This window comes from Priestia sp. P5_B4 (assembly GCF_056400385.1).
This window is the reverse complement of record NZ_JBFULJ010001038.1, coordinates 1-1,224: the sequence shown is the minus strand read 5'-3', so window position 1 is coordinate 1,224 and position 1,224 is coordinate 1. Positions and strand designations below refer to the sequence as shown.

1 protein-coding gene is annotated in these 1,224 nt (G+C 33.1%); it reads right to left on the bottom strand.

The features are described 5' to 3' along the window. Positions 1–538: 538 nt before the first annotated feature. Positions 539–976, bottom strand: coding sequence for a S1 domain-containing RNA-binding protein (locus AC1DRF_RS28580; RefSeq protein WP_013056909.1), 438 nt, complete (start codon positions 974–976; stop codon positions 539–541). Positions 977–1,224 lie beyond the last annotated feature (248 nt).

Below are 1,224 nucleotides of genomic sequence, written 5' to 3'. Positions count from 1 at the left end.
ATTTTGTCTATTTCTCGTCTTTCTGTAACTTTTTTATTCCTAAAATTATGAGTAGATTAGATGAATATACAAGAATACTGACGAATTTCTGTTAATTTGGCTATTTTTATCAGGGACTCATCCCTACTTTCTCTTCGGTTACTTATAAGGTTTTTTTATTATTTTAAGAAAATTGTTCTTATAAGCGTTTTTTATTTTATCACTTATTATTTAGAACATAGTTTAATTTAATATAAAATATCGCACTTAATTAAATGAAATTTTCAAAAATTACGAATAATAAAATGAGATCTTGCAGATACTAACGTCAACGCTCGCACAAAGGGAGGCATGATTATGATAGATTTAAATTTCATCCTACTCATCCTTGATCTTCTCTCATCACTTGTCACTATTGGCATCTACTTTACAACCAAGTAGTACCTAACCTTCTCTTTACTCTTCTAGCGCATGTACTTAAGCTATTACAAAAAAGAAGCAAGCCAATTTTTATTGGCTTGCTTCAGCTATATAATAAAGTAGTTAAAGTGGAAGGGATTTATCCGCGTCTTCCGCCTCTGCCACCTCGTTTTGATTCAGTGCTGCGTTTTAGTGTAGATAAATTATCTTCACTATCTTTTAAGAAACGCGCCATTTTTTGTTCGAAGTTTTCCTTTGGTTGGAAGTTGCTTTTAGAACGATTATCATTATTTCTTGCCTGACGTGGCGGGCGTTGTGAATAAGAAGATGAGGGTCTTTCAGGTTTATCTATTGCTTTTTTAATCGATAATCCAATTTTTCCGTCTTTCTCATTAACGACTTTCACTTCAATCTCTTGACCAACTTTAAGATGGTCATTAATGTCTTTTACATAGCTGTCAGCTACCTCACTAATATGTACAAGCCCAGTTTGACCTCCAGGTAATTCTACAAATGCTCCAAAATTAGTAATACCTGTTACTTTACCTTGTACCTTGCTACCTACTTCAACTGCCATAAAAAATGTTCCTCCTCAATAATATTAAAAGCACTTCATTATACCAAAGTGCGTAAGAATAACAAAGTGTGTATGAGAAAACAATTTGTTAAATTACACTTTTTCCGCCTCTTTTTTGTTTTATGAAAGAAATCAGTCAAAATAATGCCCATATTAGATATACCTAATATGGGCATTTCTCTCATTTCCACCATTCATCAAACATGCTAGCCGGTAACTGACGTTTATGTTCCGTAATACGATAGCGC

Excerpts from the sequence above, each read along its gene's own strand:
- AC1DRF_RS28580 (WP_013056909.1), bottom strand. The coding sequence starts at position 976 with ATGGCAGTTGAAGTAGGTAGCAAGGTACAAGGTAAAGTAACAGGTATT.